Raw genomic sequence first — 20,756 nt, 5'->3', positions numbered from 1 at the left:
TAAATTAAGAATTCCTCATGTTTGTATTATTGACCAAGAAAGCTCTTCTTGAAGAAGTCTAGCTGGAAATCTAATGTAAGTGGATCATTGAAATAGAATTCCATCATGTTTGCTTCATATACACGATTATTTTTTACTGCTGGAATGTTTTTATATGATTCTGTCTCTTGGAATGAGTTATCAGTATCTTTGTTTTTGCTTACGATTAAGTAATCACCGGCGAACTCAGGTAATACCTCAGTAGATAATGCGTAGTATCCTTCTTTTAAAGCTTTTTCTTTTACTTTTTCAGGCATTTTTAATTTCATTTCTTGGTAAAGAATTTCTGTTCCACGGCCCCAGTTTTCGCCGTATACATAAAGCTGTTTATTGAAGTTTTCAACAACAGAAACTGTTGCATCTTCACCGATCTTAGCTTTAATGTCTTTTCCAGCTGTTTGTGCGCGTTTCTTGAAATCATCAACCCAAGTTTTTGCTTCTTTTTCTTTATTTAATAATTTACCGATTTCTAAGTGTTGTGTTAAGTAATCAACTTTTCCGTAAGTGTATGTTACAGTAGGAGCGATTTTCTTTAACTTGTCAACATTTTTAATATTGGATAAACCAATGATTAAATCTGGATTTAATTCTGCAATCTTTTCAACATTCTCATCTGATACTTCAGCAACATTTTTAAGCTTGCTATCAAAACGTGGGTTTTGTTTAGACCATGAATCTACCCCAACAAGATTTACACCTAATGACATTACGTTACCAGCGAATGATGATAGGACAACAACACGTTGTGGATTTGCTGGAACTTCAACTTTACCATTTTCAGATTGGTATGTAATTGTTTCTGATTTCTTACCTTTTGCGTCGCTCTTCTTGTCTGTTGAACCATTGCTACAAGCACTCATAACAAGGACGAACAGAACTGTTAGTGAAATAAATAATTTTTTCATCGTCTTTCTCCTTTTGATAGATGATATGTAATATACAATAAATTGTTTAGCTTTGATCTTTTGAAAAGTTAGTGGTAATACAAAAGTCTTATTAACAATCTTGAACTTGAGATTTTACCACATAGTATTCACCATAGTAATAGAAGAAGATGTAATCTCACAGTTGCTAATAATTAACAAATTGATAATGATTATCAATATTGATTCTTTAAATACTATAATTTTATATAGGTGTATTGTCAATAGTGATTTTGATTGTAAATTTTGAGGAAACAGGTTATATTTTATTGAGAATGATAATCAATGATTAATAGCTGAGGAGTGAACACGAATGAATCAAGAAGAATTGTTTGATGTAACCGTGATAGGCGGAGGGCCTGCGGGGCTTTATTCAGCTTTTTATAGTGGACTAAGAGAGATGAAAACGAAAATAATAGAATTTCAACCACAGTTAGGTGGTAAAATACATGTTTATCCGGAGAAAATGATTTGGGATATTGGCGGATTATTACCGGTTACTGGCGAGAAATTAATTGAGCAACTTGTACAACAAGGATTAACATTTCAGCCTGAAGTTGTATTGAATACAAAAATAGAATCAATTATTCGTAATGAAGATGGTATTTTTACGTTGAAAACAAGCAATGGAGAAGAACATTTTTCAAAAACAGTGATCATCGCAACTGGGAGTGGTATATTGAATCCACAAAAGTTGTCAATTGAAGGTGCAGAGAGATTCGAAGTCTCAAATTTAAATTATACAGTTAAATCGTTAAAACGTTTTAAAGATAAAACGGTAATTATTTCCGGTGGAGGGAACTCTGCAGTTGATTGGGCGAATGAATTAGAACCAATCGCGAAAAAAGTGTATTTAACATATAGAAAAGAAGAATTATCTGGTCACGAAGCACAAGTCAAACAACTTATGAACAGTTCAGCAGAATGTTTCTTTAATACATCGATTACAAAATTAATTGCTGGTGATAACCATGAAACGATTGAATATGTAGCATTAACAAATCATGAAACGGGAGAGGTTTCTCAGTTATCTATCGATGAAGTTATTATTAATCATGGATATGAACGTGACATTACATTATTGGAAAATAGTGAGCTAGATGTCGCAATTGTAGATAATTACTTTATTGCAGGGAATGCAAATAGTGAGTCCTCGGTAGACGGATTATATGCTGCTGGAGATATTTTAAAGCATGACGGAAAATTACATTTAATTGCAGGGGCATTCCAAGATGCTGGAAATGCTGTGAATAAAGCGAAACAATTTATTCAACCAGATGCGAGTGAGTATGGTATGGTTTCTTCTCATAATGAGGTATTTAAGAAGAGAAATCGAGAATTGATTAAGCAGATGATGAAATAATAAAGGAACAAGTATACCCCCATTCACTTCTCTATTCGTATGGACGAGAGAGGTGAATGGGGGTTTTCCTGTTTATTATATCTGCAATCATTATCATGACACCGGTTTCATTAGTTCATGTGACATGAACGTTTTATTTGTAATCTCTCTAGAAAACAATGAATCTAGGTTTGATTTATGCTGTCCCTTTCGCCTGTTCATTCGGAAATGGCATATTTAGTATAGAAGCAATGTATTGTTTTCCATGTTTTCGAGCTAATGATTCTAATATTTGGCGAACGCGTTTTGTAAGATGGCCTTGTTTTTTTATAGCCTCACAATATGCATCATAGAAAACGTATTTAGCCCAAAGGAAATCATCTTGTTGGAATAAGAAATGATTTTTGTACCATTCGCCAATTGTATGATAGCAATTGCTTTCATGTACTGCTGCACTTTGTGAAAGAATACGATCGGATAAAGACTTAGATAGATGAGAAATTGTGTTTTCTGTTTCAACTCGTAATGTTTTTTCTAACATTGTAATGATGTGACGAGTAGCCATATGTTAACTCTCCTTTGTGTAAATGGGTAATACCATTCTATATTTTTAAAAAATACTTACTATATTATTATACAATATATGGAATGCATCTACCTGCTTTTTAATTTGTATTTACAAAATCTTTTTTATTTGTTTACAAAAATAAAGTAAGATACAGTATATATATGAAAAAACTATAAAGGAATGAACACATTGTATATAACGATAGAAGAGGCTGCGGAATATTTGAATTTACCCAAATCGTATGTTGAAGATTTAATTCAGCAAAAGAAAGTTCGTGCACTGTTTGATGGAGAGCGATATTTATTAAACAAGGAACAGTTTAATACACATTTAGAACAAATGGAGAAATATAAGCAATTAGTGGAAGAAATATTAAACGAACCAATTCCAGAAGACATGGATGTTAAAGACGAAGACTAAATTTATGAAAAGCCCCCGTATTAAGATATGCAGAAATGTATCTTAATACGGGGGCTTTTTATATTAAGGGATGAAAAAGTCATCCGAAATCCTAGAGTTACTTTAAGGGAAAGAAGATTTTATAGGGATTCGTACTATTAGTTAAAAGCATATTTTTTTATACAGGGGACAAACATAGAGAACGGAACCTGTACAGATACATATACTATCAGTGCAAAAGCTTATAAATTAATGGAAGGGGTTTTCTCGTGAGTTTATTTAATTGGGATTTTTTGGAGGGTTTAATTGGATCTGATGTAAGAGTAAACAGAGGTGGACCAGAATCTCAAACAGGAACAATAGTATCAATAGGTGCGGACTACTTCTTATTACAGAATGAAAAAGGGGAGCACCATTACTATTCGCTTCGCCATCTGAAAAGCATTACAAGAAATACGAAAGATGGTGGAATAGCTGATTCTGGAGGGGCGGGAGAAGACGCTGCAGAAGACTTTGAAACGCTACTTCAAAACTTCAAATACCGCTGGGTGAAAATTAATCGTGGTGGTCCAGAGAAAATTGAAGGTATTTTACAAGATGTTTCTAGCGGTTATGTAACGTTAATTATAAAAGAAGAACTTGTACTAATTGCACTGTCTCATATTAAAAGTGTTAATTATAATGCACCAGGAAGTGGCGAGAACGATGAGAGTAGTAATGAGAGTAGCGATGAGAAAAGTAATGAAAACAGCAATAATTCAAGTCGAGCTCGCGCACTAAGACAATCAAGTAGAGGAAGATAATACAGAAAGGAGGGTAGGAACTTGAAGAATGTAGTATGCTGTGATCAAATCAAAGGTTTAGTCGGTGAGAATGTAAAAGTAAATCTTCGCGGACCGGAAAGTCGAGTAGGTTTACTGTCATTGTTAGGAAAAGATTACCTTACACTACAATTACCTCATGGAGAATTAGTGTATTATCAGCTGAAACATGTGAAGAGTCTAGTCAGGAAAGTGAAAGAAGCACAAGGAGACTATGGTTCATGTTTCTGCGCTGATGACGATACTTTTTTAGATGTATTAAATGACTTGAAGTATACGTGGATAAAGATTAATCGTGGTGGACCAGAGTGTGTGGAAGGTTTATTAAGTGATATACATGATAGAAATATTACACTAGTAAACGGTGATGAAGTCATTTATGTAATTAATTCTCATATTAAGAGTGTGAGTCAAATAGTTAAAAACAAAAAGAATGAAGAAGAATAATGTTTAATAAATAAGAGGGGCATTATGATTGAAATTGAAGAGCGATTTCATATATCGCTGCAATTATTTCGCGATATATGAAAAGGAATTTCTTACTATTAAAAAACAGAAAAGTGCCCCCGATTATTTTTGGGAAATAGAAGAGAGAAAAGTACAATTTCATAGAAAGGAGGATATAGATGAATGAGCTGAACAAAAATATTGGAGAAAATATATACGTTAAATTAATCGGTGAAAAAAGATTTAAAGGTGTATTAATTGATGTAGGAAATGATATTGTAGTTCTTTACAATGGACAAGACTATGTATATATATCTTTATACCATGTCCAATATTATAAATTTTTGAGAGGGCATGAAGAAGAAATATTAAAACCAGATGTGGACTCTGTAATTAAGAGAGAATCACCTTCAATTTCTTTGAGGAAAGTATTAAGCACATCTAAAGGGATTTTTACAGAAATTTATGTGGCAGGAAATGCTCCAATACACGGTTATGTTACAAGTGTAATGAACGATTATATTGTTTTTTATAGCCCAGTTTATAAAACGGTGTATATATCTTTAAAGCATTTGAAATGGTTAATTCCTTATAAAGAGAACCAAGTACCTTATTCCCTCAACAAAAATGAACTCCCCGTAAATCCACTAAATATTACTTTAGCTAGAACATTTGAAGAACAGCTTATTAAAATGGCTGGGAAAATTATGGTTTTTGATTTAGGTGAGGAATATAACAAAATCGGAAAGATGGAGAAAATTGATGAAGGACATATTGAAATATTAAAAGCACGTGACGCAAAAATGTATGTGAATATTCAACATGTGAAATCTGTCCATTGTCCGTAGGCTAGTTTAAAGGGCTGGCTTTTTCTTTTATATATGCGGAAGAAAAGGTCGAGCCTATTTTTTACCGTTATTTGGATATGAGGGGGAAAGTGAATTGAATATATAAGTATGTTACTGTTTTTACTTATAAAGAGGTAATCTTGTACTACATTATAAAAAAGATGTACGAGCTACTTTTTGTTGTATTCAATTCACTTTTGAGTAAGTGCTGCTCAACTAATTTATTAAAGGGGTTTTATTTGTGGAGCAGTTTCCAAATTCGTTTTCGATTACGTTGCTTGGCAGTGCTGGTGGAGCAGCAAAAGCAGTGTTAGCAATTTTGAATCAAGCGGTAGTAAATGAAAAAGATCCAATTTATGAAGTGATAAAGAATGTAGATTTCCATTTGGTGGATATAAAACAAAAAGATAAAAATTATTATGATGAGTTGTTTCCAAATTTGAAAGAGCAATTTTTTTTATATGAAATGAACCTTCAAGATGTAGTCAAATTTAAACAACATTTAAAAGAAAAAAGAACGAAGGTTGTTATTGATGTTTCAGGGGCGGATACGATTAGGGTACTGAGTTGTTGTAATGAACTTGGCATTTGTTACATTAATTCGGCTTTGGAAAATGAGGCAGTAGATCAGAACAATAGTTTACTCGGTTTTCAGCTTACGGAAAGGTATACGAGGTTTGAGAAGGAGAAAGCAACATTTACAAATACAAGAGCGATTATAGGCTCAGGTATGAATCCTGGTGTTGTTCAATGGATGGTTGTGGAGCTTATGAAAGAACGCCCAAATGAAAAGCCACGAGCATGCTATATTGTAGAACATGATACGTCATTTTTGAATGATACGGCACTTATAAAGCCACATACACTTTATGCTTCATGGGCAGTAGAACGATTTCTAGATGAAGCGATATGGAGTTATCCGATGTATATGAGTCATCATCGTCCTCTTTATTTTTATGAGGATGTATATGCTTCAGAGTACAAAGTAAAGTTAGGAGAAGAAGAGTTTTATGGTTGTTTAATGCCACATGAGGAAGTTTTAATTTTAGGGAAAAACTTCAACATGGAAGTTGGTTTTCTTTATCGAATTAATGAGTATACAACAGATTTAATTAGACAGAACTTAGATAATGTAGAAGATTTATGGAACTGGAATCGTAAAGTATTCAATCCAGCGGAAGAAGAGATTGCAGGAGAAGATCTAGTCGGTGTATTACTCGTTTATGAAAATAACGAGACATACATGTATAATGTAATGAATAGTAGCAAAGTTTTTCAAAAATATAAAACAAATGCGACATACTTCCAAGTAGGGTGTGGAATTTATGCAGGCTTATGTAGTTTATTGTTAGATACTTTTGGACAAGGCGCCTATTATGTTGAAGAATTATTATTAAATACTGAAAGTAAGTATGGGGAATATTTAAATTTATATATGAAGGATATTGTAGTAGGACATAATAATTTTACAGATGGATTGCTACACGATAGGGTAAGGTGGATATAAATTGTGATTGAAAAGGAAGGAGCTGTATCTCCTTCCTTTTAGTATTAGAAGGTTATATATTGCTCTGAAAGCAATTTCATACGTATAATTTAAGGGGATAACATGTGAAATGTCATTTTTGTATTGATCAAGAGGAGTTTTTATATGAACAAATACAAGAGCTTGATTTATGAAGAAAGAGAAGCTTTAAAAGTATTTATATTATTATTCTATATTATATTCTTTTTATATGACGTTATCTATTATTTTGTTTATCCTGCTATGAATATTAACGAAGCAAGGATAGGTTGGCCAGAAGGTGGTATGGGAATAGGCGTATATATATTAGTAATATCTTTGTTTCCTATTTCAATATATCTTCGAAAACAAGGGTATGTATATTTTGTAAAATATTTATTTTTAATTGGATATATGTTTATTGACATTATTAATAACTTAATGATTTATTTACACAGTGATCGTGTTTTTGAAAATGGAAATATGGTTGAAATATTTTTAATTTTATTTGCACCGATTTTCGTGAATAGAAAATATTTTTATTTTGTTTCCGGTAGTGTAATTGGTAAATATGTATTTTTCACGTTGATATTACAAGATATAAAAGTTGTGATTCCGCTTGTTTTATGTGTATTCTTTTTTATTATTTCACATTCTCTGTTAAAACGTTTCCAGTCTTATGTAAGAACAGTTGTTAAGATGATGAGCAATATGAAAGAGACCGAAAATTTAGCTCTTATTGGGACTATGTCTACAACAATTGCTCATGAAATTCGAAATCCATTAACAGCTTTAAAAGGATTTACACAAATTCAAAAGGAAAGAAATCTTGAGGATACGCTGAGCTATGAGATTATGCTGCAAGAAATTGAGAGAATTAATGAGTTTGTTAGTGAATTGATGTTATTAGGAAAACCGAAACCAACAAATTATGAATGGTGTAATATACGGGAAATCCTTTTATATGTTGTACAGTTAATGGAAAGTTATGCGACTCAATATAAAGTGAAATTTCATTTGCAAGTAGATGGAAATTTACCTGTTATAAATGGTGATGATAAACAATTAAAGCAAGTGTTATTAAACATTATCAAAAATGGAATAGAATCGATGCCAAAGGGTGGGAATATTCAGATTCGTGCATATGAAAAAGGTGGAGAGAATTTGTGTATTTCTATTGAAGATCAAGGTTTTGGGATAGAAAATGAGAAGATAGAAAAGATCGGAAAAGCTTTTTATACAACAAAAGAGAATGGTACAGGTCTTGGACTAATGATTACATATAAAATTATTGAAGAACATCAAGGGAGTATCGCGATTCAAAGTAGTATGGGTGTAGGAACGAAAGTGGAAATTTATTTACCAACAGTGTAGTGCAGTAGACGAAATTATTTTTCAGAAAAGTGTTCTTGTTGTGTAAATATAAACATTTTATAAAATGTTTCAAGAAGGGTTTTTTTTATAAAACACTTCGTTTATAATGGAGGAAAATATCGACATAGAGCTTTTAGCTCGTGTAACGGTTCGGTAGTGTGATGAAAAGAAAAGAAGGGGTGCACGCGCATCCTTTTTTCTATGCGGATATTATGAAAGAGGTGGTATGATGGAATTAACATTAAATTCGACTGTATGTTTACACACGATTCAATTTCGAAAAGAGAACTTGAATTATATTGTAAAAGATACAATTACAGGAGAAACATATGAAATGCCGCCACTTTGGATTGATGCACTAGCAATGATGCGAGACGGCTTTTTATTGGGAGAAATTGAGGAGAAATTAAAAGAAGAGTATCCGGCTGAAGAAGTAAATATGGTAGCATTTACGAGGCAATTGTTAGAGCTAGAACTTGTCGAAATGGTGGATGGAGAAGAGATAACTTGTACAAAGAAGAAAGATAAAGACTATTTAGCTTGGTTACGCCCAAGAGTGGAACAATTCTTTTTAAATTTAAATAAAAAATATAAAAGCAAAGGTCAAAAATGATCTTTGCTTTTTTTGTAGGCGTGTTTAAAAAATAACAGCGAATGCTCTTGCGAAAGCACCGTCACTATCTTTAATTTTTAAAGGTGCTGCTGAGAAAAAGAAACGTTTCGCTTTAATAGCATCTAGATTTGTTAAGTTTTCAATTAAGTAAATGTTATTCCCTAGTAATATGTGGTGAATCGGTGATGTTTCTGTCGTTACCTCATCAGGAGAAATGAAATCTAAACCGACTGATTTTACTTTTAATTGAACCAGTTCTTCAGCTAATTCTTCGGAAAGATAAAACGCTTCTTTCTCATAAGCTGCTGTATTCCACTTATTAGATAGATTGGAATGGAAAATGACAATATCATCTTCTTTTATATCGGTATTATGCAATACTTCCTTAGGCAACTTTCTCTCTTGGATATGAGTTACATCGATAAGAACGGCCTCACCTACAAATTGTTTTAGGGGTAATTGATCAATAGTGGTTGCACCTGAAATGAAATGCGCAGGGGCATCGCAATGTGTACCTACATGAACGACAGAATGAAAATCTGTAACTTGATAGCCCGTCTCTTCAACGTTTGTAATTGCTTCTAGTTGGATTTTTGGTGTTCCAGGAAATTGAGACATATTGTTTTCAAATGTTTGTGATAGGTCGATTACTTTCATTTTAAATACCTCCAATATATGTTTTAAAATATAAAAAACTCATCTTTCATAATCAAGAAAGATGAGTTTTGCACACAATGGTTAAGTTTTATCTTTCAAAATGCATTGCATTTTGCAGGAATTAGCACCTATTCAGTTTGTATAAACTGAGGTTGCTGGGCTTCAAAGGGCCGGTCCCTCTGCCTCTCTTGATAAAGATATATTCAGTTTTAATATTTTGATTTTTTTAATAATTAAATTGTAATTCATTTCCTTTTTTAGTGCAATACAAAATAGGTATTCACCCAAATAAGGTGGCTCGCATATTGTAGCTTATGTAAATAGAATGCTGCGAAGGAGTGAGTGCAGTGACAGGTAATGTATTGAATTATTATGCTGGTGGAAATACAGCTAGAGGATTTCACAGCTTATACGAAGAGAATTTGAAGGGGCTAGACAGGTTGTTTATTTTAAAGGGAGGCCCAGGAACGGGAAAATCTTCTTTAATAAAGGCAATAGGGCGTGAATGGGTCGATAAAGGGTATAATATTGAACTTTTACATTGTTCTTCTGACAATAAATCAGTTGATGGTGTGATTATTCCAAAATTAAAAGTAGGGATTGTTGACGGTACATCACCGCACGTTATTGAGCCGAAAATGCCTGGAGTTGTTGAAGAGTATATAAATTTAGGTGTTGCTTGGGACGCAGGTAAATTAAGAGAGAAAAAATTAGAGATTGAACGATTCGTTTCAGAGGCGAGTAAAGCCTTTCAAGCAGCTTACGGTTGTTTTAAAGAGGCTCTGGAAATACATGATGAGTGGGAAAAAATATATATTAGTAACATTGATTTTAATAAAGCAAACAAATTAACAGATCAGTTTATACAGAAACTATTTACAGATAAAAGTGGAAAAAATTCGATTGTGAAACATCGATTCCTAGGAGCTGCTACACCGAAAGGAGCAGTTGATTTCGTTCCTAATTTAACGGAAGGGCTCCCGCATCGCTATTTTATAAAAGGGCGCCCGGGTTCTGGAAAATCAACGATGCTTAAAAAATTAGCAAAGGTAGCAGAAGAAAAAGGATTTGAAGTAGAAGTATATCATTGTGGATTTGATCCGAATAGTCTTGATATGATTATCGTAAGAGAACTGGGATTTGCAATTTTTGATAGCACCGCACCGCATGAATACTTTCCAAGTCGCGAAGGTGACGAGGTTATTGATATGTATGACCTCATTGTTACACCAGGGACAGATGAGAAGTATGCTACAGAAATTCGTGACGTATCAATTCAGTATAAAACAAAAATGAATGAGGCGATGTCTTTCTTAGCAAAAGCAAAATCGGTCCGTGATAAATTAGAAAGAATTTATATTTCTGCTATGGATTATTCAAAAGTGGATGCATTTAAAGATGAGATTCAAAAAGAGTTTGAACGCATTGCGGCTACTGTAATGGAAAAGAAAAAATAGGTGCTTTATTGAGCTGTCAGAAATTGTCTGACAGCTGTTTTAATATATAATAAAACCAGGCGTATATTTGTCGAATTTCCAGGGAAATAATCAAAACATGAGGATGGTATGAAATGAGAGGGAAAATTGAATTAGAGCTAGAAAGAATTGAGCAAGAGAATGATGTGAAAATTTTATTTGCAGTGGAATCAGGGAGTCGTGCTTGGGGATTTCCATCGAAAGATAGTGATTATGATGTTAGGTTTGTTTATATACATCCATTAGAATGGTATTTATCAATTCATGATAAACGAGATGTAATTGAATATCCGATTAGTGATGATTTAGATATAAGTGGCTGGGATATTAAAAAGGCATTGCAACTATTCGCGAAGTCAAATCCAGCTTTACTTGAGTGGATTCGATCACCAATTTTTTATTCGAAAAACTCTAATTTTCCAGAGCAGCTTCAGCAAATGAGTGAAAAGAATTTTGATCCAAAGGCAACGATATATCATTACTTACATATGGCTTCAAAAAATTATCGTGAATTTTTGCAAGGCGAGAATGTAAAGTTGAAAAAGTACTTTTATGTATTACGTCCTATTTTAGCTTGTCAATGGCTAGAAGAGAAAGGGACATTACCTCCAGTAGAATTTGACCGATTAATTACAGAACTATCTATAGAACGTAGTGTATTGAATGAGATTGAGAAATTGTTAGTAAAGAAAAAAGCAGGTACGGAATTAGATGTTGGATTGAAAATTCAGGTGTTAAATCAATTTTTAGAAGAACAAATTGATTATTATCAGCAATACGTGAAAGGGATTGAAAAGGGATTAGGGATTGATATTGAGAGTTTGAATACACTATTTAGAAACATGTTGTTTGAAGTATACCAAAAAGAGCACAAATAAATTTGTGCTCTTTTTTATCCCGCGATTTGTGGGAGCCTACTGCCCGTAAGCGCCTAATTGGTGTGGGCTAATAATCAGCTGGGATGCACCCCACCACTGATTAAAGTTTCACTTTATTTTGTAGGAATAAAGAAAACAGATATAGCTGCGATAAGACCTGCAAAGGAGAATAAGTAAAAATTCCACGCCAAGTCATATTGCATTGTCATAATAATACCGACAAGAATAGGGCCAGCAATCGCACCAACTCGGCCAAGTCCAAGTCCCCATCCTAAGGAGGTAGCTCGTATATGTGATGGGAAGTATTGTGTTACATAAGCATTTAATATTTGAGTAATACCGACAGATCCAATTCCAGCAAGACCAATTAAAAGATAAATGATTGTAACAGATGGTTGAATTGTTAACAGTCCAACACATATGGCTGCCATAAGATAGGAGATGCTAATAACAATTTTTGCTCCTACCCGATCGGCAATTGCCCCGGCAAATAATGCGCCGATAGCTGCAGTAATATTTAGCATAAGTAGAAATGATAAACTAGATCCAAGAGGATATCCTGCCTGGCGCATCATCTGTGGTAACCAAGTATTTAAACCATAGATTAAAAACATTCCCATTATATAAGTAATCCAAAAAAGTAGCGTTGCTTTTATGTACTCTTTTGAGAATAACGTAAGAAATCCATTTTTCTTTTGTATATTAGATGGTGTTTCAGGAATTTCATTTTTTACATGGAATTCAATTTGAAAGCGATTAAGAATTTTGTTCACTTCTTCTTGTCGATTCCGTGATAATAAAAATTGAATGGACTCAGGTAAATAACGAATAATGAAAGGAATGAGGAGTAGCGGAATCATTCCGATGCCAAACATAATTCTCCATCCGAAATCTTCTAACATAAACATGGATAAAATAGCACCTAACACGATACCTAAAGGATAGCCGGTAAACATAAGAGCGTAAATAAAAGATTGCCGTTTTTTTGGTGAATATTCAACAGTAAGTGCTGAAGCCGTTGGGATAACACCGCCTAATCCGATTCCTCCGATAAATCGAGATAACCCAAATAATTCAGGAGAAGGAGCAATTGCAGCTAAGCCCATTGTGATAGAAAAAAGAGCTAAACAGCATATAAGTGTCCACTTTCGTCCAATTAAATCTGTAATGGTTCCGACTAGAATAGCGCCAATAAACATCCCAAATAGAGCATAGCTGGCAATTGTTCCAGCTTGAGCTGGTGATAGCGCCCAGCTGTTGTCTTCTAGAAGCTTTGGCAGAACAGCGCCGTAAATACCTAAATCATATCCGTCAGCTAGAATGGCGAGCCAACAAATAAAAACAACAAGTTTTGTAATAGAGCTTGAAAAGATAGTTTCTGTAGCTTCTAGATGAGGTGGAGCAGAAGGTTGCATAGTATTCACCCCTTTTATTTGTAGATGAATATATTATTTTATTTAATGTTAATATTTCCCTGCTTGTGTCGAAATTTATATGAAAAGGTGTCATGAAAAACAAAGAAGTTCAACAGGATTCTTGTTGAACTTCTTTGTTTTTTACTCGTTATCAACTCGTTTTAATGGTTGATCTGCAGGACCTTCAATAACGTCGCCCTCAATTGAAAAACGGGAACCATGGCAAGGGCAATCCCATGTACAATCACCGTTATTCCATTCAACTTCACAGCCGAGGTGCGTACAAGTGGTGTCGACGATATGTAATTTTCCTTCTTTATCTTTATAAGCACCTGCGCGTTTCCCATTTACATGTACTACAGATCCTTCGCCAACTTCAAGATCTTCTGGTTTACGTAATGCGGTTTCAATTTTTCCTTCAATTAAATGTTTAGCAACATCAATGTTCTGTGAGAGAAATGTTTTTATATCCGGATTTGCATGAAAGCGTGATGGTGCAAACAGTTCTTTATAAGGATTTTGGATTTTTAGAATGGAATCCTTCAGTAAATGGGCTGCAGCAGTTCCAGTTGTCATACCCCATTTACGATAGCCAGTTGCAACAAATATATTTGGATTCCTTTCGTTAATATGTCCGATATAAGGAAGCTTATCTAGAGTGATTAAATCTTGTGCTGACCATCTATAGGGAACTTCATCTACTCCAAAAGTAGCTTCAGCAAAGGAATATAGTGCATCGTAATGAAGCATCGTATTAATTCCTTGTCCTGTTTTATGGCTCTCTCCGCCAATTAATATCAGCTTTTCTCCATTGCTTGTCATATAACGTAAGGAGCGTTTTGGATCATCGATACTTAAATACATGCCGCCTGGATAATCCGTTTTTGCTTTTATTGCGAGAGCATAGGAGCGTTCTGCATACATTCGCGTAAAGAAAAAGCTATTAGCATCATAAAAAGGAAAATGTGAACAAGAGACAATATATTTACAAGTGATGCGATGGTCACCCTTTGTAATTACTTGTGGATAATCTCCTTTTTCCACATCAATAGCTGTTGTTTGTTCATAAACCTTTCCGCCCATCGCAACAAACTTTTCTAAAAGTGTTTTTAAATAAAGGAGGGGATGGAATTGCGCTTGATTTTTCATCACAAGTGCAGATTGTAAGGGAATAGGAAGCGGCAGGGATTGAACATATTCACAAGGAATATTTAATTTTTGATAGGCTTCATATTCTTTCGTTAAATTTCGCAGTCCATTATTGGTAGTTGTATATAAATACGAATCTTCATTTGTGAAATTACAGTCGATTTTATATGTTTGCACAGTGTCACTTATGAATTGTAGAGCGTGATTATTTGATTCATAGTAAATCCTGGCCTGTTCAACACCGAAATGATTTATTAGTTCGTCGTAAATAAGATCATGTTGTGCTGTTACTTTTGCGGTTGTATGCCCAGTTGTTCCATTTAAAACAGAGCCAGAATCAATTAAAACGACTTTCATTCCTTCTTTAGCGAGTAAATAGGCGGTGGTAATGCCTGTAATGCCAGCGCCGATAACAGCAACTTCTGTCTTTATATTTTCGGATAGGTGAGGAAAAGTAGGCAATTGAGTAGATTCAATCCAATAGGATGATGGTAACTGCGGAAATGTGTCATCTGTCATTTTGGAAACCTCCTAAATTAGAACAATTTTCCTTTTAATATTTCCATATTATATGGAATTCATGTATGTTGTTTTCGTAGCATCCTATTTTTATCCCGCTATTTGTGGGTAGTAAAACTCCCAACTCAAAATTCGGCTGGAGCCCTGCTGCCCGTAAAAGCCCGATTGGTGAAGGCTAATAATCAGTGGGGGATGAACAAAACCCCCACTGATTAAAGTTTCACTTTATCAAACGAAAGATAAAGTTATTTTAATATAATTATTTTATTAGGGGCAGTATGAAGAAGTAGGATTTATATAAAACTCAATTCAAATGATTCAATTTGTTGATTATATAGAGAGTTCTTGAATAGGATAGAGGATATGGTGTTTAAGTGGATGTGTATATATAGCGGATAAAGCCTTATGAAATCTATGCTTTTTCTTTAGTGAAATAAAGTATAATTATAAAAATATAACCAACTTTTATTACTAGGTCATAAAAGTTGTTGACAATACAGAAAGTCTATTGTTATGATTCATCATGTGGAAAGGTTGATAGAGAGTAAAAAGAGAAATGTTTTTCATTGATAATAAAAGCGGAAAAATAAGTGACGATAGAGTGAGTATATTTTCCTTATGATAAATGCTTTTTGGATCACATAGTAAAATCAATCTGGAAGCAAGAATTAATATATGCAAGTTGCGCAGGGCGCGGCATAAGAAAGGGGCAAAAGGATGAAGGAGCTTCATACGTTTGGGTGGTATGCAGCGCGTGTATCACCACATTTGCCGAAAAAAGCATTTAAACCAGTTCCTACTCGTTTATTTGGTGGACTGGCTTATTTACTTGTGGCATTGGCTGGTTTAATAACGATCGGTGTATTTGAATTGAATGTGTGGGCAAATCTAGGAATTGCAATTGTTCTTGGATTATGTTTTGCTTCACTTGGATTTTTAGGACATGAAATTTTACATGGAACAGTTGTAAGAAAGGCATGGCTTCGTGATTTTTTAGGTGCGATAGCATTTATGCCATTATCAACTGGTCCAAAACTTTGGAGAAAGTGGCATAATGCAACGCATCATGTTCACACACAGCATGAAGAGAATGATCCAGATGCATGGCCAACACTTGAGAAACTTAAAAAGAGTAAGTTTTTGAGTTGGGTATATCGCATGCCTCTTCATGTACGTTCATTCTTTAGTTTCCTATCACTAACAATTCAATTTACGTTACATTCGACTCGAATGTTCTTTCATTTTATAAAGGAATTTAAGTCATCCAATCAAAAATCTGTATGGCTGCAACTTCTTTTGCCCTGGACAGTTTGGATTAGTTTATTGTTTATTATGGGACCTGCAAAATGGTTATTTGCATATGTGATTCCGTTGTTAATTGCTAACTTCATTGTAATGGCATATATCGCAACAAATCACCGCTTAAATCCAATTGTTCCAGTAAATGATCCTTTAGCAAACTGTTTATCAGTAACAGTGCCGCGTTGGGTAGACGTTTTACATTTCAATTTCTCATACCATACAGAACATCATCTGTTTCCTGCTATGAGTTCTAAATACTATCCATTAGTAAAAGATAAAATTAAAGAAATGTGGCCAGAACGCTATCACGAAATGCCGATGACGAAAGCATTGGCAGCGCTTTGGAATACACCACGTGTGTATTATCACGGAAGTGAATTAGTTGATCCGCATAGGGAGCATTTCTATGGTTCTTTAGGAAATGGCCTAGATCCTCATAATATTTCATATCGTGAGGAACATATAGAGGAAAAAGAGAGTATTAAAAAAGTAAATCAGTAAAAGTTGATATATTTTGCAGTGAAAAAGCAAGCCATCTCAGGCTTGCTTTTTTTTATAAAGAAACTTCTTTTTTATTCTTTGTATGGACTTGGATAGAGTTTGTCTCTTTGCGCTGTAATCGTTTTTCTAAAAGGTTAACAAAATAAGTAAATAGGAGAACGAGTACGAGATAATATAAACCAACGATTACATATGTATCTAATTGTTGGAAGTTACTTGCGGCAATTGATAAACCCGATCCCCATAATTCGGACAGTCCTACGTAAGCAACAAGTGAGGAATCTTTCAATCCAATAATAAATTGATTACCTAGAGGAGGAAGAGATAGACGAAATGCTTGTGGTAATATAATTCGGCGCATCGCCAAAGGGTAAGGCATGCCTAAAGAGCGAGCAGCTTCTAATTGTCCACGGTCAACGGATTGAATGGATCCACGGAAAATTTCGGTAATATATGCACCGTTATGAATTGCTAAAGCAATTGCTCCTGCCCAAAAAGGGGTGAACACAACAACAGATGTAATACCAAAATAGAGAATTGCGATTTGAACAATTAAAGGTGTACCACGAATAATGGCGATGTAGACATGAGCGATACTATTTAGAACTTTATTGTTAGAGATTCGAAAAAAAGCGAATAGTAATCCAATTAATGAGCCGAGTACTAGGGAAGTTAATGTTAATTGTAATGTGATAATAGTAGCTTTTAAAAGTGTGGGGTAGGTAGAGATAAAAATTTCAAACATGCGTTTCACCTCATAGTGTATAGATTTTAGTAGGGAATGAAATACCCCACATAAAAAGTGGGGCATGATTTATGGAATCTTTGAATAGTTAACTTACTTCGTTTTTGCCTCTTCTCCAAGAATATTACGACCAAACCATTTTTTACTAATCTTTTCGTACGTACCATCTTTAATGATTTCATTTAAAGCTTTATTTACTTTCTCAACCATTTCTTTATCATCTTTGCGAATAGCAATTCCCATTTCATCAAGATTTAATGGTTTTCCAGCTTCTTTTATATTTGATTTACCTTCTTTAATCATTCGAAGACCAACCATTTGATCAGTGATTACTGCGTCAACACGCCCAGGCTCTAAGTCCATAAGAGCGGTAATATCACTATCGTATTCTGTAATTTGATCTGTATGTTTTGCAACAAGAGTTTTAAAGGTACTAGCTTTTACAACACCAATTTTCTTTCCTTTCAAATCTTCTGGAGAAGAGATAGATGTATTCTTTTTAGCTACGAAAATCTGGGCACCAGAGCGATAATATGGGTCTGAGAAACTAACAGCTTTTAATCGTTCTTCTGTAATGGCCATACTTCCTAATATCGCATCATATTTTTTTGATTGTAGACCTTGAATTAGCGTTTCCCACGGATTTGTAATAGGAGCGGGTTTCATTCCCATCTTTTTCGCGAGCGCCTCACCTATTTCTACATCAAATCCGGCAAGTTTTCCGTCATTTTCTTTATAGTTAAAAGGTTTGTATAATCCACTCATCGCATAACGAAATTCCTTTTCACCATTTGATGAAGTAGTCGAACTTTCCTTACTACAGGCTCCTAGTATGAAGGATGTACATAGTGTAATACTCGCAACAATAGTTAATAGTTTTCTTTTCATAAAACCCCTCCTATATATTGATCATACGGATGGTTTTAAGTATGTTATCGAGATATTTTATTTGGACAATTAGTTGTGCACCGTATGAATGTATTTCTTTACGTTTGAAATAGAAGTCACATTATAAAACGTTACGTAAAAATTGTTTTGCTCGTTCATGTGATGGAGCTGAAAAGAATTGCGCTGGTGGAGCATCCTCTACAATTTTCCCGTCATCCATAAAGATGACGCGATCAGCTACATCTCTTGCGAAATTCATTTCATGAGTAACAATAACCATTGTCATTCCTTCTTCAGCAAGTTCTTTCATAACTTGCAATACTTCTCCAACGAGTTCAGGGTCTAAGGCTGAGGTAGGTTCATCAAATAGCATAATTTTAGGATTCATAGCAAGAGCTCGTGCAATCGCAACGCGTTGTTTTTGACCACCTGACAGTAGGTGAGGAGTTACATCCGCCTTATCTTGTAGGCCGACTTTTTGTAGGAGTTGATTACCAACATCCTTCGCGTCTGCTGTCTCCAATTTTTTTACGTGAATAGGTGCTTCTATGATGTTTTCTAGTGAGGTCATATGAGGAAAGAGGTTAAAGTGCTGAAAAACCATACCGACATTTTCACGGACTTTGTTTAAATTTGAATGCTTTGGATCAATTCGTTCACCTTGTAAATGAATTTCACCTTCATCGTACATTTCTAAAAAGTTCAGACAGCGAAGTAATGTACTTTTGCCGGAACCACTGGCACCGATTAAAACAACAACTTCTTTTTCTTTTACTTCTAAATCGATTCCTTTTAAAACATCAAGTGAACCAAATGATTTTACTAGATTTCGAACTTGAATCATACAAAACCCCCAGTCAAAAATATATTTACAAATGTTGCCCCTTATTTCTGTTATTAGTCACAAATTGTCAGAATCCTTTATTTTTTTGGCGAGATTTGATATTCAAGGAAATTATGATTTTTAAAATTTTTATATCTTTCTATAGCGAAAATATGGATAACAATATATAGGTATTACTTATATTGCTTAAAATAAGGGGGAAAGAAGAGATGGAAAAAGAAAGGAAAACATTTTCCTATGGTTTACGTATACAGCTTATGCTATTTACGACAGTTTTAGCTTTCATTACATATTCAACAAGCATATTTTTTATTTACGTTATGTATGATTATTTTCAAATTTATGTAAGTCTAACTGTTTATAATATTATCTTTATGTTATTAGGTGTAGTATGGTCTGGAATTTTAGCATATGGAGCAGCAATTTTTTTAATTAAACCACTTCAGAAGTTGGAAGAAGCTGCAAGGAAAGCTACTGAATTAATTTTACAAGAAATGTCATCAAGTATTATGGAAGTAGCCGATGCTACGAAGCAAACTAGTAGTTATATGAATGAACAAGTGAATCAAATTCATCAAACAGGATCACAAACAAAGGCTGTAGCAGCAATTGCAGAGGAAACGTCAGCTGGTTCACAAGAAGTGGCGCGTGTGACGCTACAACAGTCCAAAAATATGGTGGTAATCGATCAATTATTAAAAGATTTAGAGAAGCAAGAAGCCGATTTAAAACAAACGATTGAACAGTTTTCGATGTAAAAGAGAAGAACAGAATGCTGTTCTTCTCTTTTTTTAGCTAGATTTAATATCTACAGTTAAAAAGTATAAACTATGAACGTTTCCGCAACATTCTTTTCTGTCCCTTTCGGATGAAAATTATAGCGAGCTATAATATTAAAAGGGGTGTCTTTTATGAAAAAAGAAAAAAGACAACGATTAATTAAACAATTTGTAAAGGAGTATGAAATAGATAAGCAAGAAAGATTAGTAGAATTGTTAGCAAAAAAAGATGTATTAGTAACACAAGCTACAGTTTCTCGAGATATTCGTGAGTTAAACTTAACGAAGGTACCTTCTCAAGAAGGATTAATGATATATAAATTTTTCTCAGAAGAGCATTTACAAACTGATATAAAGTTAAAGAAAAAATTACGAGAGGTTGTTGTAAAAATTGATTGTGTAGATCAATTAATGGTTATTAAAACATTACCCGGTAATGCACATGTTATTGGTGTTCTGTTTGATGAGTTAGATTGGAAAGAAAAAATAGGATGTATATGTGGAAATGATACATGCCTTATAATTTCTCAGTCGAAATCAGATAGGGAGATTTTAGAAGAAAGGTTAAATTTAATTATTTAGATGCAAAATCCTGTTTTTAATAAAAATTAAAAACAGGATTTTTGTTTAAATACGGAAGTTAAATATTCAACATATATGCGTAATATATGTATTTTTTTATTGAAAAAGCGGGATGAAGTGTTATAAAAATACAAATTTATATGA

At 33.9% G+C, this 20,756-nt stretch carries 21 protein-coding genes and 1 riboswitch; of the genes, 13 read left to right on the top strand and 8 right to left on the bottom strand.

What is annotated here, in order from left to right:
* Positions 1-26: 26 nt before the first annotated feature.
* Positions 27-944 carry an iron-hydroxamate ABC transporter substrate-binding protein gene (locus JDS80_RS13600; RefSeq protein WP_071747239.1) on the bottom strand — a complete coding sequence of 306 codons (918 nt, stop codon included), beginning with the start codon at positions 942-944 and terminating at the stop codon, positions 27-29.
* 331 nt (positions 945-1,275) lie between these two features.
* Between JDS80_RS13600 and JDS80_RS13595 the strand changes: the two genes are divergently transcribed.
* The gene (locus JDS80_RS13595; RefSeq protein WP_199638873.1) at positions 1,276-2,325 is read left to right on the top strand and encodes an NAD(P)/FAD-dependent oxidoreductase; all 1,050 of its coding nucleotides are present in this window, start codon (positions 1,276-1,278) and stop codon (positions 2,323-2,325) included.
* Between the two features lie 175 nt (positions 2,326-2,500).
* On the opposite strand, the gene JDS80_RS13590 is transcribed toward JDS80_RS13595, so the two are convergent.
* On the bottom strand, positions 2,501-2,869 hold the full coding sequence (locus JDS80_RS13590; RefSeq protein WP_071747242.1) for a hypothetical protein: 369 nt from the start codon (positions 2,867-2,869) through the stop codon (positions 2,501-2,503).
* 183 nt (positions 2,870-3,052) lie between these two features.
* On the opposite strand from JDS80_RS13590, the gene JDS80_RS13585 reads away from it, so the two are divergent.
* The 7 genes from JDS80_RS13585 (at position 3,053) to JDS80_RS13555 (ending at position 8,878) form a co-directional block, all read left to right on the top strand.
* The gene (locus tag JDS80_RS13585; RefSeq protein WP_199638872.1) at positions 3,053-3,292 is read left to right on the top strand and encodes a helix-turn-helix domain-containing protein; all 240 of its coding nucleotides are present in this window, start codon (positions 3,053-3,055) and stop codon (positions 3,290-3,292) included.
* Positions 3,293-3,540: 248 nt separating this feature from the next.
* Positions 3,541-4,074 (top strand): spore coat protein, encoded by a 534-nt coding sequence (locus JDS80_RS13580; RefSeq protein ID WP_199638871.1) that lies wholly within the window; start codon positions 3,541-3,543, stop codon positions 4,072-4,074.
* Between the two features lie 21 nt (positions 4,075-4,095).
* Positions 4,096-4,539, top strand: a complete 444-nt coding sequence (locus JDS80_RS13575; protein WP_199638870.1) for a spore coat protein — start codon at positions 4,096-4,098, stop codon at positions 4,537-4,539.
* 179 nt (positions 4,540-4,718) lie between these two features.
* Complete coding sequence (locus JDS80_RS13570) at positions 4,719-5,387, top strand: LSm family protein (protein WP_071747245.1); 669 nt, start codon at positions 4,719-4,721, stop codon at positions 5,385-5,387.
* 241 nt (positions 5,388-5,628) lie between these two features.
* Positions 5,629-6,894 (top strand): S-adenosylmethionine decarboxylase related protein, encoded by a 1,266-nt coding sequence (locus JDS80_RS13565; RefSeq protein ID WP_199638869.1) that lies wholly within the window; start codon positions 5,629-5,631, stop codon positions 6,892-6,894.
* Between the two features lie 144 nt (positions 6,895-7,038).
* The gene (locus JDS80_RS13560; protein WP_199638868.1) at positions 7,039-8,265 is read left to right on the top strand and encodes an ATP-binding protein; all 1,227 of its coding nucleotides are present in this window, start codon (positions 7,039-7,041) and stop codon (positions 8,263-8,265) included.
* Positions 8,266-8,494: 229 nt separating this feature from the next.
* Positions 8,495-8,878, top strand: coding sequence for a hypothetical protein (locus tag JDS80_RS13555; protein WP_199638867.1), 384 nt, complete (start codon positions 8,495-8,497; stop codon positions 8,876-8,878).
* A 24-nt stretch (positions 8,879-8,902) separates the two neighbouring features.
* Here JDS80_RS13555 and JDS80_RS13550 read toward each other — a convergent pair whose 3' ends face one another.
* Complete coding sequence (locus tag JDS80_RS13550) at positions 8,903-9,535, bottom strand: cyclase family protein (RefSeq protein ID WP_071735259.1); 633 nt, start codon at positions 9,533-9,535, stop codon at positions 8,903-8,905.
* Between the two features lie 85 nt (positions 9,536-9,620).
* Positions 9,621-9,733: riboswitch (SAM riboswitch) on the bottom strand.
* Between the two features lie 149 nt (positions 9,734-9,882).
* On the opposite strand from JDS80_RS13550, the gene JDS80_RS13545 reads away from it, so the two are divergent.
* Both JDS80_RS13545 and JDS80_RS13540 read left to right on the top strand, forming a co-directional pair.
* Entirely contained in the window at positions 9,883-10,992 is a 1,110-nt protein-coding gene (locus JDS80_RS13545; RefSeq protein WP_199638866.1) for a PRK06851 family protein, read from the top strand.
* A gap of 113 nt (positions 10,993-11,105) precedes the next feature.
* On the top strand, positions 11,106-11,888 hold the full coding sequence (locus JDS80_RS13540) for a nucleotidyltransferase domain-containing protein (protein WP_199638864.1): 783 nt from the start codon (positions 11,106-11,108) through the stop codon (positions 11,886-11,888).
* A 113-nt stretch (positions 11,889-12,001) separates the two neighbouring features.
* On the opposite strand, the gene JDS80_RS13535 is transcribed toward JDS80_RS13540, so the two are convergent.
* A complete protein-coding gene (locus JDS80_RS13535; protein ID WP_199638862.1) occupies positions 12,002-13,303 on the bottom strand; it encodes an MFS transporter in 1,302 nt (433 codons plus the stop codon).
* A gap of 141 nt (positions 13,304-13,444) precedes the next feature.
* The gene (locus JDS80_RS13530; protein WP_199638860.1) at positions 13,445-14,971 is read right to left on the bottom strand and encodes an FAD-dependent oxidoreductase; all 1,527 of its coding nucleotides are present in this window, start codon (positions 14,969-14,971) and stop codon (positions 13,445-13,447) included.
* A gap of 717 nt (positions 14,972-15,688) precedes the next feature.
* On the opposite strand from JDS80_RS13530, the gene desB reads away from it, so the two are divergent.
* Complete coding sequence (gene desB, locus JDS80_RS13525; protein WP_199638858.1) at positions 15,689-16,774, top strand: Delta(10) desaturase DesB; 1,086 nt, start codon at positions 15,689-15,691, stop codon at positions 16,772-16,774.
* A gap of 52 nt (positions 16,775-16,826) precedes the next feature.
* Here the strand turns inward: desB and JDS80_RS13520 are convergent, their stop codons facing one another.
* The 3 genes from JDS80_RS13520 to JDS80_RS13510 form a co-directional block, all read right to left on the bottom strand.
* Positions 16,827-17,519 (bottom strand): amino acid ABC transporter permease, encoded by a 693-nt coding sequence (locus JDS80_RS13520; protein WP_242477359.1) that lies wholly within the window; start codon positions 17,517-17,519, stop codon positions 16,827-16,829.
* Between the two features lie 93 nt (positions 17,520-17,612).
* Positions 17,613-18,407: an ABC transporter substrate-binding protein gene (locus JDS80_RS13515; protein ID WP_199638855.1), complete on the bottom strand. Its 795-nt coding sequence runs from the start codon at positions 18,405-18,407 to the stop codon at positions 17,613-17,615.
* Positions 18,408-18,528: 121 nt separating this feature from the next.
* Positions 18,529-19,251 carry an amino acid ABC transporter ATP-binding protein gene (locus JDS80_RS13510; protein ID WP_000616929.1) on the bottom strand — a complete coding sequence of 241 codons (723 nt, stop codon included), beginning with the start codon at positions 19,249-19,251 and terminating at the stop codon, positions 18,529-18,531.
* A gap of 209 nt (positions 19,252-19,460) precedes the next feature.
* Between JDS80_RS13510 and JDS80_RS13505 the strand changes: the two genes are divergently transcribed.
* Together JDS80_RS13505 and argR are read left to right on the top strand one after the other, a co-directional pair.
* Positions 19,461-20,009 carry a hypothetical protein gene (locus JDS80_RS13505; RefSeq protein ID WP_199638853.1) on the top strand — a complete coding sequence of 183 codons (549 nt, stop codon included), beginning with the start codon at positions 19,461-19,463 and terminating at the stop codon, positions 20,007-20,009.
* Positions 20,010-20,162: 153 nt separating this feature from the next.
* Positions 20,163-20,612, top strand: coding sequence for an arginine repressor (gene argR, locus JDS80_RS13500; protein WP_199638851.1), 450 nt, complete (start codon positions 20,163-20,165; stop codon positions 20,610-20,612).
* Positions 20,613-20,756: the final 144 nt, after the last annotated feature.

The sequence above is a fragment of the Bacillus cereus group sp. N8 genome (genome assembly GCF_016483685.1).
Taxonomy (GTDB): domain Bacteria; phylum Bacillota; class Bacilli; order Bacillales; family Bacillaceae_G; genus Bacillus_A; species Bacillus_A proteolyticus.
This window is presented reverse-complemented; position numbering and strand designations above follow the sequence as displayed.

Coding starts and splice junctions, on each gene's coding strand:
- JDS80_RS13600 (WP_071747239.1), bottom strand. CDS start 944: ATGAAAAAATTATTTATTTCACTAACAGTTCTGTTCGTCCTTGTTATG.
- JDS80_RS13595 (WP_199638873.1), top strand. CDS start 1,276: ATGAATCAAGAAGAATTGTTTGATGTAACCGTGATAGGCGGAGGGCCT.
- JDS80_RS13590 (WP_071747242.1), bottom strand. CDS start 2,869: ATGGCTACTCGTCACATCATTACAATGTTAGAAAAAACATTACGAGTT.
- JDS80_RS13585 (WP_199638872.1), top strand. CDS start 3,053: ATGAACACATTGTATATAACGATAGAAGAGGCTGCGGAATATTTGAAT.
- JDS80_RS13570 (WP_071747245.1), top strand. CDS start 4,719: ATGAATGAGCTGAACAAAAATATTGGAGAAAATATATACGTTAAATTA.
- JDS80_RS13560 (WP_199638868.1), top strand. CDS start 7,039: ATGAACAAATACAAGAGCTTGATTTATGAAGAAAGAGAAGCTTTAAAA.
- JDS80_RS13555 (WP_199638867.1), top strand. CDS start 8,495: ATGGAATTAACATTAAATTCGACTGTATGTTTACACACGATTCAATTT.
- JDS80_RS13550 (WP_071735259.1), bottom strand. CDS start 9,535: ATGAAAGTAATCGACCTATCACAAACATTTGAAAACAATATGTCTCAA.
- JDS80_RS13540 (WP_199638864.1), top strand. CDS start 11,106: ATGAGAGGGAAAATTGAATTAGAGCTAGAAAGAATTGAGCAAGAGAAT.
- JDS80_RS13535 (WP_199638862.1), bottom strand. CDS start 13,303: ATGCAACCTTCTGCTCCACCTCATCTAGAAGCTACAGAAACTATCTTT.
- JDS80_RS13530 (WP_199638860.1), bottom strand. CDS start 14,971: ATGACAGATGACACATTTCCGCAGTTACCATCATCCTATTGGATTGAA.
- desB (WP_199638858.1), top strand. CDS start 15,689: ATGAAGGAGCTTCATACGTTTGGGTGGTATGCAGCGCGTGTATCACCA.
- JDS80_RS13520 (WP_242477359.1), bottom strand. CDS start 17,519: ATGTTTGAAATTTTTATCTCTACCTACCCCACACTTTTAAAAGCTACT.
- JDS80_RS13515 (WP_199638855.1), bottom strand. CDS start 18,407: ATGAAAAGAAAACTATTAACTATTGTTGCGAGTATTACACTATGTACA.
- JDS80_RS13510 (WP_000616929.1), bottom strand. CDS start 19,251: ATGATTCAAGTTCGAAATCTAGTAAAATCATTTGGTTCACTTGATGTT.
- JDS80_RS13505 (WP_199638853.1), top strand. CDS start 19,461: ATGGAAAAAGAAAGGAAAACATTTTCCTATGGTTTACGTATACAGCTT.
- argR (WP_199638851.1), top strand. CDS start 20,163: ATGAAAAAAGAAAAAAGACAACGATTAATTAAACAATTTGTAAAGGAG.